The sequence below is a fragment of the Streptomyces sp. CB02261 genome (genome assembly GCF_001905665.1).
Lineage (GTDB): Bacteria > Actinomycetota > Actinomycetes > Streptomycetales > Streptomycetaceae > Streptomyces.
In genome coordinates this window covers 733,176-749,336 of the sequence record NZ_LIVX01000002.1, presented here as the reverse complement: position 1 = coordinate 749,336, position 16,161 = coordinate 733,176, and the positions used below count along the sequence as shown (strand labels likewise).

12 protein-coding genes are annotated in these 16,161 nt (G+C 69.7%); 2 read left to right on the top strand and 10 right to left on the bottom strand.

Features of this window, described 5'->3' with window-relative positions:
* The first annotated feature begins 126 nt into the window (after nucleotides 1-126).
* A complete protein-coding gene (rpoB, locus tag AMK29_RS08995; RefSeq protein WP_073810247.1) occupies nucleotides 127-3,609 on the top strand; it encodes a DNA-directed RNA polymerase subunit beta in 3,483 nt (1,160 codons plus the stop codon).
* Nucleotides 3,610-3,709: 100 nt separating this feature from the next.
* The gene (locus AMK29_RS08990; protein WP_073810244.1) at nucleotides 3,710-7,609 is read left to right on the top strand and encodes a DNA-directed RNA polymerase subunit beta'; all 3,900 of its coding nucleotides are present in this window, start codon (nucleotides 3,710-3,712) and stop codon (nucleotides 7,607-7,609) included.
* Nucleotides 7,610-7,677: 68 nt separating this feature from the next.
* Here the strand turns inward: AMK29_RS08990 and AMK29_RS08985 are convergent, their stop codons facing one another.
* The 10 genes from AMK29_RS08985 to AMK29_RS08940 form a co-directional block, all read right to left on the bottom strand.
* Complete coding sequence (locus AMK29_RS08985; protein WP_073810241.1) at nucleotides 7,678-7,941, bottom strand: hypothetical protein; 264 nt, start codon at nucleotides 7,939-7,941, stop codon at nucleotides 7,678-7,680.
* Nucleotides 7,928-8,167 (bottom strand): hypothetical protein, encoded by a 240-nt coding sequence (locus AMK29_RS08980; RefSeq protein WP_073810239.1) that lies wholly within the window; start codon nucleotides 8,165-8,167, stop codon nucleotides 7,928-7,930. The genes AMK29_RS08985 and AMK29_RS08980 overlap by 14 nt, the downstream gene beginning before the upstream one ends.
* A 35-nt stretch (nucleotides 8,168-8,202) precedes the next feature.
* Entirely contained in the window at nucleotides 8,203-9,114 is a 912-nt protein-coding gene (locus tag AMK29_RS08975; protein WP_073810236.1) for a peptidoglycan-binding protein, read from the bottom strand.
* Between the two features lie 123 nt (nucleotides 9,115-9,237).
* A complete protein-coding gene (locus AMK29_RS08970) occupies nucleotides 9,238-9,660 on the bottom strand; it encodes a hypothetical protein (RefSeq protein WP_073810234.1) in 423 nt (140 codons plus the stop codon).
* A gap of 20 nt (nucleotides 9,661-9,680) precedes the next feature.
* Entirely contained in the window at nucleotides 9,681-10,259 is a 579-nt protein-coding gene (locus tag AMK29_RS08965) for a hypothetical protein (protein WP_073810231.1), read from the bottom strand.
* On the bottom strand, nucleotides 10,259-11,371 hold the full coding sequence (locus AMK29_RS08960) for a hypothetical protein (protein ID WP_073810229.1): 1,113 nt from the start codon (nucleotides 11,369-11,371) through the stop codon (nucleotides 10,259-10,261). The genes AMK29_RS08965 and AMK29_RS08960 overlap by 1 nt, the downstream gene beginning before the upstream one ends.
* Before the next feature lie 12 nt (nucleotides 11,372-11,383).
* Nucleotides 11,384-12,517 carry a hypothetical protein gene (locus tag AMK29_RS08955; protein ID WP_073810226.1) on the bottom strand — a complete coding sequence of 378 codons (1,134 nt, stop codon included), beginning with the start codon at nucleotides 12,515-12,517 and terminating at the stop codon, nucleotides 11,384-11,386.
* A 31-nt stretch (nucleotides 12,518-12,548) separates the two neighbouring features.
* On the bottom strand, nucleotides 12,549-13,739 hold the full coding sequence (locus AMK29_RS08950) for a hypothetical protein (RefSeq protein WP_073810223.1): 1,191 nt from the start codon (nucleotides 13,737-13,739) through the stop codon (nucleotides 12,549-12,551).
* A 49-nt stretch (nucleotides 13,740-13,788) separates the two neighbouring features.
* Complete coding sequence (locus tag AMK29_RS08945; RefSeq protein WP_073810220.1) at nucleotides 13,789-14,982, bottom strand: hypothetical protein; 1,194 nt, start codon at nucleotides 14,980-14,982, stop codon at nucleotides 13,789-13,791.
* A 140-nt stretch (nucleotides 14,983-15,122) separates the two neighbouring features.
* Nucleotides 15,123-16,046 (bottom strand): phage distal tail protein, encoded by a 924-nt coding sequence (locus tag AMK29_RS08940; protein WP_073810218.1) that lies wholly within the window; start codon nucleotides 16,044-16,046, stop codon nucleotides 15,123-15,125.
* Nucleotides 16,047-16,161 lie beyond the last annotated feature (115 nt).

Below are 16,161 nucleotides of genomic sequence, written 5' to 3'. Positions count from 1 at the left end.
GCATCCGCTTCGTGGACCGACCCCGTCTGAACTGGCCTTTTGGTCATATCAGGAAAAGTCTGCCGTGAAGCGCTGCAGGGGACCGGTACGCGCGTAGTGAGTCCGAGCCCTCGGAAGGACCCCCTCTTGGCCGCCTCGCGCAACGCCTCGACCAATACGAACAACGGCGCAAGCACCGCCCCGCTGCGCATCTCCTTTGCAAAGATCAAGGAGCCCCTCGAGGTTCCGAACCTCCTCGCGCTGCAGACCGAGAGCTTTGACTGGCTGCTCGGCAATGCCGCCTGGAAGGCTCGCGTCGAGGCTGCCCTTGAGTCGGGACAGGACGTCCCCACGAAGTCCGGCCTGGAAGAGATCTTCGAGGAGATCTCGCCGATCGAGGACTTCTCCGGGTCGATGTCGCTGACCTTCCGCGACCACCGCTTCGAGCCGCCGAAGAACTCGATCGACGAGTGCAAGGACCGTGACTTCACGTACGGCGCCCCGCTCTTCGTCACCGCCGAGTTCACGAACAACGAGACCGGCGAGATCAAGTCCCAGACGGTCTTCATGGGCGACTTCCCGCTCATGACCAACAAGGGCACCTTCGTCATCAACGGCACCGAGCGTGTCGTGGTGTCGCAGCTGGTCCGTTCGCCGGGTGTCTACTTCGACTCCTCGATCGACAAGACCTCCGACAAGGACATCTTCTCCGCCAAGATCATCCCGTCCCGGGGTGCCTGGCTGGAGATGGAGATCGACAAGCGCGACCTGGTCGGTGTCCGCATCGACCGCAAGCGCAAGCAGTCCGTCACCGTCCTCCTCAAGGCTCTCGGCTGGACCACCGAGCAGATCCTCCAGGAGTTCGGCGAGTACGAGTCCATGCGCGCCACCCTGGAGAAGGACCACACCCAGGGCCAGGACGACGCGCTGCTCGACATCTACCGCAAGCTGCGCCCGGGCGAGCCGCCGACCCGCGAGGCCGCTCAGACGCTGCTCGAGAACCTCTACTTCAACCCCAAGCGCTACGACCTCGCCAAGGTCGGCCGCTACAAGGTGAACAAGAAGCTCGGCGCCGACGAGCCGCTGGACGCCGGCGTGCTCACCACCGACGACGTCATCGCCACGATCAAGTACCTGGTCAAGCTCCACGCGGGCGAGACCGAGACGATCGGCGAGAACGGCAACGAGATCGTCGTCGAGACCGACGACATCGACCACTTCGGCAACCGTCGTCTGCGCAACGTCGGCGAGCTCATCCAGAACCAGGTCCGCACGGGTCTGGCTCGTATGGAGCGCGTCGTGCGTGAGCGCATGACCACCCAGGACGTCGAGGCGATCACGCCGCAGACCCTGATCAACATCCGGCCGGTCGTCGCCTCCATCAAGGAGTTCTTCGGCACCAGCCAGCTGTCCCAGTTCATGGACCAGAACAACCCGCTGTCGGGTCTGACGCACAAGCGTCGTCTCTCGGCGCTGGGCCCTGGTGGTCTGTCCCGTGAGCGGGCCGGCTTCGAGGTCCGAGACGTGCACCCGTCCCACTACGGACGCATGTGCCCGATCGAGACCCCCGAAGGCCCGAACATCGGTCTGATCGGTTCGCTCGCCTCGTACGGCCGCGTCAACGCGTTCGGCTTCATCGAGACGCCGTACCGCAAGGTCGTCGACGGCCAGGTCACCGACGAGGTCGACTACGTCACCGCCGACGAGGAGGACCGCTTCGTCATCGCGCAGGCCAACGCCGCGCTCGACGACGACCTCCGGTTCACCGAGAACCGTGTCCTGGTGCGCAAGCGTGGCGGCGAGGTCGACTACGTCGAGCCGTCGGACGTGGACTACATGGACGTCTCGCCGCGCCAGATGGTGTCGGTCGCGACCGCCATGATCCCGTTCCTCGAGCACGACGACGCCAACCGCGCCCTCATGGGCGCGAACATGATGCGTCAGGCGGTGCCGCTGATTAAGTCGGAGGCCCCGCTCGTCGGCACCGGCATGGAGTACCGCTGCGCCACCGACGCCGGCGACGTGCTCAAGGCCGAGAAGGACGGTGTCGTCCAGGAGCTGTCGGCCGACTACATCACGGTCGCCAACGACGACGGCACGTACATCACGTACCGCCTGCACAAGTTCTCGCGCTCGAACCAGGGCACCTCGGTCAACCAGAAGGTCGTCGTCGACGAGGGCGACCGCGTGATCGAGGGCCAGGTCCTCGCCGACGGTCCCGCCACCGAAGACGGCGAGATGGCGCTGGGCAAGAACCTGCTCGTGGCGTTCATGCCGTGGGAGGGTCACAACTACGAGGACGCGATCATCCTGTCGCAGCGCCTCGTGCAGGACGACGTCCTCTCCTCGATCCACATCGAGGAGCACGAGGTCGACGCCCGTGACACCAAGCTCGGCCCGGAGGAGATCACCCGGGACATCCCGAACGTCTCCGAGGAGGTCCTCGCCGACCTCGACGAGCGCGGCATCATCCGTATCGGTGCCGAGGTCGTCGCCGGCGACATCCTCGTCGGCAAGGTCACGCCCAAGGGTGAGACCGAGCTGACCCCGGAGGAGCGTCTGCTCCGTGCGATCTTCGGTGAGAAGGCCCGTGAGGTCCGTGACACCTCGCTGAAGGTGCCGCACGGCGAGATCGGCAAGATCATCGGTGTCCGCGTCTTCGACCGCGAGGAGGGCGACGAGCTTCCCCCGGGCGTGAACCAGCTGGTCCGCGTCTACGTCGCCCAGAAGCGCAAGATCACCGACGGTGACAAGCTCGCCGGCCGTCACGGCAACAAGGGCGTCATCTCGAAGATCCTGCCCATCGAGGACATGCCGTTCCTCGAGGACGGCACCCCGGTCGACATCATCCTCAACCCGCTGGGTGTCCCGTCCCGAATGAACCCGGGACAGGTCCTGGAGATCCACCTCGGCTGGCTCGCCAGCCGCGGCTGGGACGTCTCCGGCCTCGCGGACGAGTGGGCGCAGCGCCTCCAGGCGATCGGTGCCGACCAGGTCGCCCCGGGCACCAACGTCGCCACCCCCGTCTTCGACGGTGCGCGTGAGGACGAGCTCGCGGGTCTGCTGAACCACACCATCCCGAACCGCGACGGCGAGCGCATGGTGCTCCCGACCGGTAAGGCGAGGCTGTTCGACGGCCGCTCCGGCGAGCCGTTCCCGGACCCGATCTCGGTCGGGTACATGTACATCCTCAAGCTCCACCACCTGGTCGACGACAAGCTCCACGCCCGTTCGACCGGTCCGTACTCGATGATCACCCAGCAGCCGCTGGGTGGTAAGGCCCAGTTCGGTGGCCAGCGCTTCGGTGAGATGGAGGTGTGGGCGCTGGAGGCATACGGCGCCGCGTACGCCCTCCAGGAGCTGCTGACGATCAAGTCCGACGACGTGACCGGCCGCGTGAAGGTCTACGAGGCCATCGTCAAGGGCGAGAACATCCCTGAGCCCGGCATCCCCGAGTCCTTCAAGGTGCTCATCAAGGAGATGCAGTCCCTGTGCCTCAACGTGGAGGTGCTGTCCTCGGACGGCATGTCCATCGAGATGCGCGACACCGACGAGGACGTCTTCCGCGCAGCGGAGGAGCTCGGCATCGACCTGTCCCGGCGCGAGCCGAGCAGCGTCGAAGAGGTCTGACGGGAGTCCGGCCGGGGGGACCAGTCACGGTCCCCCCGCCGGCCCCAGGACCCCCGTATCAGACCCCAAGCCTTACAACCCTGAGAGGGATTGACGCATAGTGCTCGACGTCAACTTCTTCGACGAGCTCCGGATCGGTCTGGCCACCGCTGACGACATCCGTCAGTGGAGCCACGGCGAGGTCAAGAAGCCGGAGACCATCAACTACCGCACGCTCAAGCCCGAGAAGGACGGACTCTTCTGCGAGAAGATCTTCGGTCCGACCCGGGACTGGGAGTGCTACTGCGGCAAGTACAAGCGTGTCCGCTTCAAGGGCATCATCTGTGAGCGGTGTGGCGTCGAGGTCACCCGCGCGAAGGTGCGCCGCGAGCGGATGGGCCACATCGAGCTCGCCGCCCCCGTCACCCACATCTGGTACTTCAAGGGCGTTCCGTCGCGTCTTGGCTACCTGCTCGACCTCGCCCCGAAGGACCTCGAGAAGGTCATCTACTTCGCGGCGTACATGATCACGTTCGTCGACGACGAGCGTCGTACGCGTGACCTGCCCTCGCTCGAGGCGCACGTCTCCGTGGAGCGTCAGCAGATCGAGAACCGTCGCGACTCCGACCTGGAGGCCCGCGCCAAGAAGCTCGAGAACGACCTCGGCGAGCTGGAGGCCGAGGGCGCCAAGGCCGACGTGCGCCGCAAGGTGCGCGAGGGCGCCGAGCGTGAGATGAAGCAGCTGCGCGACCGTGCGCAGCGCGAGATCGACCGTCTGGACGAGGTCTGGTCGCGCTTCAAGAACCTCAAGGTCCAGGACCTGGAGGGCGACGAGCTCCTCTACCGCGAGCTGCGTGACCGCTTCGGCACGTACTTCGACGGCTCGATGGGTGCCGCTGCTCTGCAGAAGCGCCTGGAGTCCTTCGACCTCGAGGAGGAGGCCGAGCGCCTCCGCGAGATCATCCGCACCGGCAAGGGCCAGAAGAAGACCCGTGCGCTCAAGCGCCTCAAGGTCGTCTCCGCGTTCCTGCAGACCGCGAACAGCCCCAAGGGCATGGTTCTCGACTGCGTGCCGGTCATCCCGCCGGACCTGCGTCCGATGGTGCAGCTGGACGGTGGCCGCTTCGCGACCTCCGACCTGAACGACCTGTACCGCCGCGTGATCAACCGCAACAACCGTCTGAAGCGGCTTCTCGACCTCGGCGCGCCCGAGATCATCGTGAACAACGAGAAGCGCATGCTCCAGGAGGCCGTCGACGCCCTCTTCGACAACGGTCGTCGTGGTCGTCCGGTGACCGGTCCCGGTAACCGTCCCCTGAAGTCCCTCAGCGACATGCTGAAGGGCAAGCAGGGTCGATTCCGTCAGAACCTGCTCGGTAAGCGTGTGGACTACTCCGCGCGTTCCGTCATCGTCGTCGGTCCGCAGCTGAAGCTGCACCAGTGCGGTCTGCCGAAGGCCATGGCGCTGGAGCTCTTCAAGCCGTTCGTGATGAAGCGCCTGGTCGACCTGAACCACGCGCAGAACATCAAGAGCGCCAAGCGGATGGTCGAGCGCGGCCGCACGGTCGTGTACGACGTCCTCGAAGAGGTCATCGCCGAGCACCCGGTCCTGCTGAACCGTGCGCCCACGCTGCACCGCCTCGGCATCCAGGCCTTCGAGCCGCAGCTGGTCGAGGGCAAGGCCATCCAGATCCACCCGCTCGTCTGCACCGCGTTCAACGCGGACTTCGACGGTGACCAGATGGCCGTGCACCTGCCGCTCTCCGCGGAGGCGCAGGCCGAGGCCCGCATCCTGATGCTGTCCTCGAACAACATCCTGAAGCCCGCCGACGGCCGTCCGGTCACGATGCCGACCCAGGACATGGTCCTCGGTCTGTTCTTCCTGACCACCGACGGTGAGCTCCGTGACACCAAGGGCGAGGGCCGCGCGTTCGGCTCCACGGCCGAGGCGATCATGGCGTTCGACGCCGGCGAGCTCGCGCTGCAGTCGCAGATCGACATCCGCTTCCCCGTCGGCACCGTCGCTCCGCGTGGCTGGGTCCCCCCGGTCACCGAGGAGGGCGAGCCGGAGTGGCAGCAGGGTGACTCGTTCCGCCTCCGCACCTCGCTGGGCCGCGCGCTCTTCAACGAGCTGCTGCCCGAGGACTACCCGTTCGTCGACTACTCCGTCGGCAAGAAGCAGCTCTCCGAGATCGTCAACGACCTCGCCGAGCGCTACCCCAAGGTCATCGTGGCGGCGACGCTCGACAACCTGAAGGCGGCGGGCTTCTACTGGGCGACCCGTTCCGGTGTCACCGTGGCCATCTCCGACGTCGTCGTGCCCGAGGCCAAGAAGGCCATCGTCAAGGGCTACGAGGAGCAGGACGAGAAGGTCCAGAAGCAGTACGAGCGCGGTCTGATCACCAAGGAAGAGCGCACTCAGGAGCTCATCGCGATCTGGACCAAGGCGACCAACGAGGTCGCCGAGGCGATGAACGCGAACTTCCCGAAGACGAACCCCATCTTCATGATGGTCGACTCGGGTGCCCGAGGAAACATGATGCAGATGCGTCAGATCGCGGGTATGCGTGGTCTGGTGTCGAACGCCAAGAACGAGACGATCCCGCGTCCCATCAAGGCGTCCTTCCGTGAGGGCCTCACCGTTCTGGAGTACTTCATCTCCACGCACGGTGCCCGTAAGGGTCTGGCGGACACCGCCCTGCGTACCGCCGACTCGGGTTACCTGACCCGTCGTCTGGTGGACGTCTCGCAGGACGTGATCATCCGCGAGGAGGACTGCGGCACCGAGCGCGGTCTGAAGCTGCGGATCGCCGAGCGCGGCGCCGACAACGTGCTGCGCAAGACGGACGACGTCGAGACCTCCGTGTACGCGCGGATGCTCGCCGAGGACGTCGTCGTCGACGGCAAGGTCATCGCGCCGGCCAATGTCGACCTGGGTGACGTGCTCATCGACGCCCTGGTCAACGCGGGCGTCGAGGAGGTCAAGACCCGTTCGGTCCTGACCTGTGAGTCCGCCGTCGGTACCTGTGCGTTCTGCTACGGCCGTTCGCTCGCCACCGGCAAGCTGGTCGACATCGGTGAGGCGGTCGGCATCATCGCCGCCCAGTCCATCGGTGAGCCCGGTACCCAGCTGACGATGCGTACCTTCCACACCGGTGGTGTGGCCGGTGACGACATCACCCAGGGTCTGCCGCGTGTCGTCGAGCTCTTCGAGGCCCGTCAGCCCAAGGGTGTCGCCCCGATCTCGGAGGCGGCCGGCCGCGTCCGTATCGAGGAGACCGAGAAGACCAAGAAGATCGTCGTCACCCCGGACGACGGCACCGACGAGACGGCGTTCCCGATCTCGAAGCGTGCCCGTCTGCTCGTGGGCGAGGGCGACCACGTCGAGGTGGGCCAGAAGCTCACCGTGGGTGCCACCAACCCGCACGACGTGCTGCGGATCCTCGGTCAGCGCGCGGTCCAGGTCCACCTGGTCGCCGAGGTCCAGAAGGTCTACAACTCGCAGGGCGTGTCGATCCACGACAAGCACATCGAGATCATCATCCGGCAGATGCTGCGCCGTGTGACGATCATCGAGTCCGGCGACGCGGAGCTGCTGCCGGGCGAGCTCGTCGAGCGCTCGAAGTTCGAGACCGAGAACCGTCGTGTGGTCACCGAGGGCGGTCACCCCGCCTCCGGCCGTCCGCAGCTGATGGGTATCACCAAGGCCTCGCTCGCCACCGAGTCGTGGCTGTCGGCGGCGTCCTTCCAGGAGACGACCCGAGTGCTGACGGACGCGGCGATCAACGCCAAGTCCGACAGCCTCATCGGCCTCAAGGAGAACGTCATCATCGGTAAGCTCATCCCGGCCGGTACGGGTCTGTCCCGCTACCGCAACATCCGGGTCGAGCCGACCGAGGAGGCCAAGGCCGCGATGTACTCGGCCGTCGGCTACGACGACATCGACTACTCGCCGTTCGGCTCGGGCTCCGGCCAGGCCGTTCCGCTGGAGGACTACGACTACGGTCCGTACAACCAGTAAGTAGTGCGAAACCGAAGGGCGGTCACCCCCGTGGGGGTGGCCGCCCTTCGGCGTTCGCGGCGGCGGGGCTACCGTGCGGCCAGCTCCCACACCGCGACCAGCGCCCCGGCGCTCGCGGCGAGCGCGAGGATGCTGGTCAGCGGCCAGCGGGCGCGTTCGAGACCGTCGAGGCGGGCCTCGTGGTCGGCGAGCTGCCGGTCGGTCTGGTCGCTGCGCTGGACGAGGAGCGCGAGCGCGCCGTCGACGCGGGCGAAGCCGGCCTCCAGGGTGCCGCGGAGCCGTTCCAGTTCGAGGGCGACGGCCACCGGGTCGTTCGGGTCAGGCTCGGTCATCGGCACCGCCCGGGGCCGGGGTGCTGCGGAGCCAGGACGGCAGCAGGTGCTGCACCGCGTCCAGGGCCATCACCCGGGTGAGACCGCCGGCGACGGCCAGCGCCCCGGCGACCCAGGGGAGGGTCTCGGGGAGGCCGGAGGCGTCGACGAGGGCGGGGAGCACGACGGCGATGCCGACGGCGGACTGGAGGACGGTGCGGGCCGTGCGCTTGGCGGCATCGGACATCGGGGGAACTCCTTGTGGTGCGGGCGGGCGGGTGCCTACTTCGCGTACGGGACCTTCAGCGCGTTCCAGGAGACGGCGCCGGGGACGCCGTCGGCGTCGGAGCCGCGGAAGCCGAGCTTGCGCTGCCACTTCGCGTAGCTGAGCCGGTCGGCCTCGCCCCAGCGGGGGCCCGGGCCCACGGTGTACGCGGAGCAGCCCTCGGCGACGAGGCGGCGGCCCATGGCCGTGATGACCGGGGAGCTCGTCTCCTTGCGGAAGAACGAGGTGCCCGGGAACGGCTGGAGGCGAGGAGCGGTCGGCTTTCCGGCGCCGGGGGCGGGCTTGGCGGGGGTCTTGGCGAGCCGGGTCCGGACGCGGCCGCGGAGGGCTGGCATGCCGAAGCCCTTGGGGTCGCTCTTCCAGTCGGACCACTCCAGGTGGCCGATGACGGACCTGGCGCCCCAGCCGTGGGCCCGGCACAGCGCGGCGGAGACCCGTTCGACCGCGTCGAGCTGGGCGGCCGGCCAGGGGTCGCGGCCGTCGCCGAGGTTGACGCACTCGAAGCCGTAGAAGCGGGAGTTGCCGTCGACGGCTCCGGGGCTGCCCTGGTGGACGCGCGGGGCGGGGGGCCGGTCGCCGTACGTCTCGGTGATCACGGCCTGGAGGACGGACGGGTCTCCGCCGCCGGCGTGGTTGGCGCGGCCGTTGCCGACGAGGTGGACGGTGCCGTCCTTGGCGATGACGCCGTGGCAGAGCGGTCCGGGCAGGCCCTCGTAGCCGTGGAAGCAGAGCTCGACGGAGGAGGCGGTGCCGGTGCTGACGGTGTGGTGGATCATCACGCCGGTGACCGGTCCCCAGGCGCCGGTGTGGTTGCGGTTGCGGGAGCGCCAGCCGGGGTGTTCGACGACGGTGACGCCTTCGGCGCGGAGCGCGGCGACGAGCCGGTCCGCGGGGAGGGGAGTGGCCATCGGTTGTCCTCCAGACATGCGAGAGCCCCGGCCGTGGGGGCGCGGGGCGGGGCGTACGGGCGGGGGCGTGCTGCCCTCGGGTGCGGGTCCTATGGGGCCGGGGTGCGGGCGCCGGCTGCGGTTCTACGGGGTGGGTGTCGGCTCCGGAGTCGGTTCGGGCTCCGGGGTGGGCTCGGGTTCCGGCGGCGGGGCCCAGGTCGCGCACAGTTCGGCGTAGGCGGAGCGGCGGGTCTCGAAGTCGGCGAGCGCGGCGGCGACGGCCCGCTGAACGGCGGTCGGGTCGGGCACGGCGGGGACGCCGTCCTTCGCCTCGACGACGGCGAGACCGTGGCCGCGGAGGGTGGCTTCGCCGTTGCTGCCGGTCTTGGCGAACTCGGCGGTGATCTGCACCGACGGGTACTGGCCGGTGAACGGGTCGCGTTCCAGGGTGTACCCGAGGCTGTTGTCGTAGACGCGTACGGAGAGGGTGTGGCCGTTCTCGACGACGGTGGCCCGGCCGGCGTAGTCGATGGCCAGGCCCCAGGGCTGGGTGGGGTCGATGTTCACGTGGGGTGCTCCTCGCGGGCTCAGGTCTGGGTGCCGAACATGCTGACGGGCTGGGCGTAGACCGTGCCGGTGCCGCTGGCGATCCTGGCGTGGATCTCGACGGTCATGACCTTGCCGAACTTGGTCGCGAAGTCGACGAACGGCAGCGGACCGGTGTGGTCGAAGGTCTGTCCCGCGGCGACGGTCGGGCCGAACTGCACGCCGTCGACCATGACCTGCACCTGGCCGGTCGCGCCGCTGGACACCTTCGTGTACATCGCGAGACGCATCTTGGGCTGCCAGACCGGGTTGAAGGACTGGGCGATGGCGGTGAAGGTCGTGCTCGTGGTGGACGGCCACTTCGCTTCCTTCAGGTGGTCCACCGGCGGCATCAGCTGGAGCCACGGCCGGGCGAGGCCGCCGGTCGCCATGTCGTCGGCGAACAGCTCGTGGTTGTAGGCGTCGAAGATCCGGAGGACCGGTTTGGTGGGCTGCGGCCGGTCGGGGTCGGGGCGGATCTCGTTGATGAGGGGCCGGGTGTTGACCGCTGTGGACAGGGCCTGGATCCGGCGCTCCATCTGGATCAGCCGGTCGATGATGTCCTCGGGCAGCAGTGCCATCAGGTCCTCTCAAGTGCGAGTTCGGCCGTGTCGGGGCGGCCGCGTTCGGCCGGCCTGACCTTGACGCCGACGATGCGGTAGCGGGCGTCGAGGCCCGTCGGGTGCCATTCGTCGGTGATGCGGATGCGGGCGGTGCGGCCGAGGAGCGCCGGGGGGACGATCCCGCCGAGCCGGATGCTGATCTCCGGGATCTGCACATGGCCGGACGCCTCGTTGACGGCGGCCTGGGCGAGCGAGTTCAGGGTGGCCTTGTCGCTGACGTCGTTGTGGTCCGAGGACAGGTCGAGGAGGGGCCAGGTGTCCGGGAGCGGATCCGTCGGCTCGTAGAGGTCGGACAGGGTCGGCCTGGACTCGGCGCCGGCGTTGCTGTTGGTGGAGGCGCCGCGGGCCATGGCCACGGTGCCGCCGCGGGTGGCGTCGTCCGGAAGGGAGTACGACAGGATCGTGCCGGGCCGGTCGAAGATCATGTCGGTGGCGCCGTTGCTGATGGGCGAGCCGAGCCGGAGCTCGCGGATCCGCTTGCCGTCGTCCGGGTCGCGGTAGACGAGGATCTGGTACTCGAAGCCGTCCTTCTGCGAACCGAGCTGGTCGAGGGCCTCCTGGTAGACGGTCTCGTCGCCGTACCGCCAGGAGGCCGTCCGGGACACACCGGACACCACGTTCTCGTCACCCTCGTCGATCCTGCTCTCGCCCAGGCCGTCCGACAGGCTCTTCCAGAGCTCGCGGGCGATGACGTACTGGTCCGTCGGCTGGGTGAACCGCGTCGCGAAGTCGTTCGTGCGGATGCGCCGGCGGGCCGCGTAGGAGTCGAAGGTGGACGCCTGGATGCCCAGGGTCACCACGCCCCGGTCGCTGCTCTGCAGGTTGGTGGTCCAGACGATGCCGCCCCACCACAGGTCTCCGCCGCGCTCCAGGTAGACCGTGGTGCGGCCCGGCTTGATCTGGTGGGCCCGCTCGGCGATCGCGCGGTCGGGGATGGGGACGGTGCCGGACAGGGAGCCTGCCCGGCCGATGTAGTCCTCGAACGAGACGTCCCGCACGGGCAGGATGTCGAGGGCCGTGTCGCTCATGAGGTCGCAGAAGATGGCCCGGTAGGGCGTGTCGAGTGCCATGGGACGGCCCCCTTACAGGACGTAGGTAGCGGCGATGCGGATGTTCCGGCCGCCGACGAGGGCGCCGTTGGACGACCAGGTGCGCAGGTTGACCTGCCCGCTGGGCGAGATGTAGCCGCCGCCGTTGCCGAAGCCGTCGCAGGCGGAGGCCTCGTAGTCCATCGCCGGGCGCCAGCCGGCGGGCAGGGTGCAGAGCGCCTCGTCGTTGAAGTTGCCCGCGCCGTCGACGTTGATGGTGGCGCCGTTGCGGGTGACGGTGACGAGGACGGTCGCGAGGCCCCGGGAGCGCCGGGCGGAGAAGGCCACCACCGTCCAGCCGGGCAGCGCGGTCGCGCCGCTGGTGGTGGTCTCCACCTCGACCGGCGGCTGGTAGTTGGTCCAGGAGGTGCCGTTCCACCGCTGGAGGGTCCCGGCGTTGTCGCGGAACTGGCCGGTGTAGCTGCCGGTGGTGAGCGTGGCGTTGGGGACGACGCCGCCGATCTCCTTCGGGTACGCGACCCAGCCGTTGCCGTCCCAGCGCTGGAGGTAGTGCGCGTTGTCGTTGTCCTGGTACTGGCCGGGGTACGCGCCGGGCACACCGGCGTTGTTGTAGACGGGCAGGATGCCGCCCACGCCGACGAGCGTGGTCCGCAGGTCGGTGACGGCGCCGGCCCAGGCGATGCCGCCGGTGCCGGCCGAGGTCTGCTTCTCCACCCTGACCGAGAAGAGGGGGAGGGAGAGCGCGGGGGCGGCCGGGGCGGTCGGTACCGCCTTCGGTTCGCCCTTGATGACCTCCAGGGCGGCTTCGCTCCTGGTCGAGTTGTCGAACTCGTCGTCGTACACGCGCAGGACGACGAGGTCGACGCGCGGATTGAGCGGGTCGCCGTCGCCGAAGGTGAGGACGGTGTCCGCGTCGAGGGTGACGGGGTAGGCGCCCTGGGCGTTCGGGCCCTGGACGACGGCGCGCCCGGCGTAGACGGTCGCGCTCATGGGTCCGCTGCCGCTCAGCCAGAGGCCGCCGACCCGGTGCTTGCCGTCGACCGTGCCGGGCAGGATGCCGGAGCGTGAGGCGAGCGGGTTGACCGGCGTGGTGGCGCCGTGGGCGGTGAGGCGGGTGGTGACACGGGTCTGCCCGGTCGGCGGGAGCCAGCCGCTGCGCAGTGCCATGGTTCTCTCCTGTCGATTCAGTGGTTCCGGACTACGGCAGCGGGTCGACCTTGATGAAGGTGTTGTCGAAGCCGCCCTTGAGACCGAGGGTGTTGGCGATGATCCGGAAGAAGGCCGTGAGCGTGTACGTCGCGCCCGGGGTCAGATTCGACTGGCGGTACGTGCTGGACACCGAGACCATGTTCTGGCTGGAGGCGATCGTCGCGTAGTCGTCCTCGAGGTCGCTGACGACCGTGGCGCCCTGGGTGAGCTTGAGCGCCATGTACGCGTAGTGGTCCGGGCTGCCCGACCTCAGCTTGCAGCCGAAGCTGATGACGACCGCCTTCGACGGCGGGGCCACGAAGGAGAGCGTGAGCGGGTTGGTGGTGCGGCCCGCGAGCGTCGAGGTGTACGCGGTCGACGTGGTGTCGCCGTAGTCGCGGTTGTCGACGAAGTACGGTCCCGGCACGACCGGCACCCAGGCGGAGCCGTTCCAGCGCTGGAGGCGGCCTTCCGGCGAGTCGCGGTACTGGCCGGTGTAGCTGGCCGGCGTGGTGGAGGCGGACGACGGGATGATGCCGCCGAGCGCCGACGGGTACGACACCCAGGCGCCGCCGTCCCAGCGCTGGATTGCGCCGCCCGCGTCCTGGTACTGGCCGGGGTAGGCGCCCGGCAGGGACGCGCCCTCGACCGGGAGGATGCCGCCGAGGGCCACGACCGGGGTCCGCAGGTCCTTGAGCGAGCTGTTCCACGGGATGCCGCCGTTGCCCGCGCTGGCACCGGCGGGGACGGTCACCTCGTACAGCGGGAGGCAGCGCGGCGGGACGACCGGGACCTTCGGGGCCTGCTCGGCCGCGCCCTGGATGATCTCGAGGACCGCTTCGGTGCGCGTCCCGCCGTCGTAGAGCTTGTCGTAGATCCTCAGGACGAGCAGGTCGATGCGGTTGTACGTGGCGTTGCCCGGCGCGAAGGTCACGACCTGGGAGGCCGGCAGGGTCACCGGGAAGACGCCCTGGGAGATCTCGCCCTGGATGACGGCCCGGCCCTCGGACACGGTCGCCGACATGGCGGCGGAGCCGAAGGTCCAGAAGCCGGAGAGCCGGTACTGGCCGCCGTACGAGCCGGGCAGGACGCCGGAGCGGACCTGGACGGGGTTGGTCATGGTGGTGACACCGGTCTGGGTGAGCCGGGTGTCCTCGCGGGTCTGGCCGGTCTCGGCGACCCAGCTGCTGCGCAGGTTCATGGGATTTCTCCGTTCGAGGGGTCGAGGGGCGGTGCGGCGGGCGGGGGCGTCAGGACTTGACCCACTCGGCGGTGAGGCTGCAGGCGTAGCCCGAGCCGCCGAGGGTCTTGATCGCCGCGGTGTGGTTGTGGAAGCCGGCGAGCTGGAGGGTCTCGCCGGCCACGAGCCGGATCACGCCGCCGCCGCCCACGGAGATGGCGCCGTTGCCGGCGGGGGTGAGCCAGGTCAGCCGGGACTGTCCGACGCCGCCGACCACGACCCGGGCGCCGCGCATGCCGGTCTGGGAGTCGTTGGCCCAGGTGGCGTGAGCGGAGATGCGCCACCAGCCGGTGCGCGGCGCGACGTAGGTGGTGTTCGTGGTCCAGGCGGCGGCGTCGTCGACCTCGACGGTCGGCAGGCTGAGGACGGTCCAGGTGTTGGGGGCGACGCTCTGGGCCTGGGCGGTCAGCCACTGCGTGGCGCTGAACAGCACGGTCGAGGCGCCCTGGACGTACTGCCAGGCGGAACCGTTCCAGCGCTGCAGTCCGCCGCCGTTGTCCCGGTACTGGCCGGTGTAGCTGCCGGCGGACGTGCTGCTCGGGGCGATGCCGCCGACGGCCTTGGGGTACGAGACCCAGTTCGTGCCGTCCCAGCGCTGGAGGAGGCCCGCCGTGTCCCGGTACTGGCCGGCGTAGGCGCCCTTGAAGCCGCTGGCGGGCATGATGCCCCCGAGCGCGACGGCCGGCCAGTGCTGGGTGGTGACGGCGGTGGACCAGAGAACGCCGCCGGTGCCGGCCGAGGTGCCCTTCGGGACCCGGATCGTGTAGAGCGGGATCGTGCTGCCGGGCCCGCTGGGCGGGACGGCGGGCGTGGCCTCGGGGGTGCCCTCGACGAGCCGCACGACCGCCTGCGTGGCGCCCGAACGGTCGTAGGTGTCGTCGAGCACGGCCAGTTCGATCAGGTCGATCCGGTCGTACTGCGGGTTGCCGTCCGTGAGCGTGAAGCTCTCCGGGGCGGTGACGGCGACGAGGTAGGCGCCCTGGGCGGTGTCGTCGCCCTGGACGATCGCGCGGCCGGTGCCGATGGTGGCCTGCATGGGCGCGCTGCCGGTCAGCGCGAAACCGCCCGGGACGATGCCCGCGCGCGAGCGCAGCGGGGTCTCGTCGGGGCTCTGGCCGCTGGGGGTGAGCAGGGCGGCGAGGGTCAGGCGGGTGTCCTCGCGGGTCTGGCCGGTGGACTGGAGCCAAGCGGCGCGTACGGTCATGGGTCACCTCTCCGAAGGGGGTCGGGCCGGGGTGGTCGGCGCGGGCCGGGTGGTTCGTGGGCGGGTGCGGAGGAACCGCCGCCGGCCGCCGGCACCCGGGGGCGTCCGGCGGCCGGCGGGGGACGGCCGGTGGCTCCTCGTCACCACTCGGCGCTGCGCCAGCGCACGGTCATCAGCGCGGCCTCGGTGCCCGATTCCGGCCGGAAGGACAGGTCGGCGCGACCGGGGTCGAGCACGAACAGCTCTTCCGGGGTGGAGTCGGCCATCGCGGTGTGCAGGCGGGAGGCGGAGTTGTTGAGCATGACCGTGCCCGCGCGGGTGTCGACGGTCAGTTCGTCGCCGGCGGTCAGGTCGATCGCGTACCGCAGCCGGCGCCTGCTGACCCGCTCGGTGACGGTCGGCATGGAGCACGGGCCGCGGAAGACGATGACCGGGTGGACCGGGGCGGAACCGGTGTTCTCGACGACGGCGTCGCCGGTGCTCTTGGCCTGGCCCCAGGAGAGCGGCCAGGTCAGCGGCCAGGTGAGCCCCGACTCGGGCTGCGGGGGAGTGGTCGTGGCGGTCTGCTCGTTGACGACGTACCGGCGCGGGTCGGCGGCCAGCCACTGGACCGACATGCGGGAGCTGCCCTGGGTGGCGAAGCCCTGGTCGGCCGGGACCACGCGCTGGGCGATCCGGGCGCGGACGGTGAGCAGTTCGCCGTGCAGCCGGACGGTGAGCCACCGCTCCTCGTCGAGCAGGGCGAGCGACTGGCGCAGGGCGCGGACGGCGCCCGCGGTGCCGCCGTACTCCGGCATCAGCACGATCGTGCCGCCGACCTTGCGCGGCTTGGCGTACCGGGCGCCGGGCCAGGCGCCGTGGGAGGTGGGTCGGTCGGCGTCGGAGGAGTCGTACTCGGGCAGGTCCTCCCAGCCCGAAAGGCCGGACTTGTCGACGGCGAAGGGGGTGCCGGGGCCGATGAGGAGTCCGGCCCACTGCATCTGCCCGTCCTGGGTGATGAGCGAGCCGGGCGCGAGGTCGGCGGTGTAGGAGTTTCCGGCGTACGGGGTCGTGGTCTCGGCCATGGGGCCGTCACCTCACTTGGGATGGGGTCGGCGGTGGGCGGACGGGCGGGCGGGCGCGGCTCGGGGGGCGGGGGCGCGGGGGCGCGCGGGCCGAGGAGCGGGCCGGGGCCCGGGG